The organism is Candidatus Frankia nodulisporulans, from assembly GCF_902806475.1.
GTDB lineage: Bacteria > Actinomycetota > Actinomycetes > Frankiales > Frankiaceae > Frankia > Frankia umida.
Genome location: NZ_CADCWS010000540.1, coordinates 1 through 509 on the forward strand (window position 1 = coordinate 1; position 509 = coordinate 509).

Below are 509 nucleotides of genomic sequence, written 5' to 3' on the forward strand. Positions count from 1 at the left end.
GGTCATGGCGATCCGCAGACTGCGGGAGTCCACCAGGACGATCGACGGGCAGGCCTGGTGCTGCGCAGTGAGCACGAACCCGCACGCCCGGCAGCAGACAGCCGGCCCGGTAGTGAGCTCGGCGGTGTGCCGGCGGCGGACGTCCAACTCCTCGGCGGCGGTCACCCGGCGGCCGGCCTGCAACGCGGCGAGGATCACCGGATCGAAGATCTCTTCGGGATGGTCGACCGTGACCGTGATCCGACCCGGACGGCGGGCACTCATGCCACACCACCCAGACGGGCGGCGGGCGAAGCCTGGCGCGCTGATCCGCACCCAGGCAGGGAAAGATGACTCATAGCGGTCTCCTGTTGCTATCAGGTGATCCGTTAGCCCCCGGGTCGACGCTTCCAACGTCGGTCCGGGGGCGTTTTCGGTTGTGGGGCGGAACGCTACGCACCTATCCACTGGACGTCAATCATTTAGGGTTGTTGGCTATGGGAGAGTCCATCGACAACTTTGAGCCACTC

The 509-nt window shown here is 66.2% G+C and carries 1 protein-coding gene; it reads right to left on the minus strand.

Annotated elements, in window-relative coordinates:
• The coding region (locus tag G6R24_RS21310; protein WP_163550881.1) for a hypothetical protein at window positions 1–264 on the minus strand (264 nt) is incomplete at its 3' end.
• Between the last annotated feature and the right edge of the window lie 245 nt (window positions 265–509).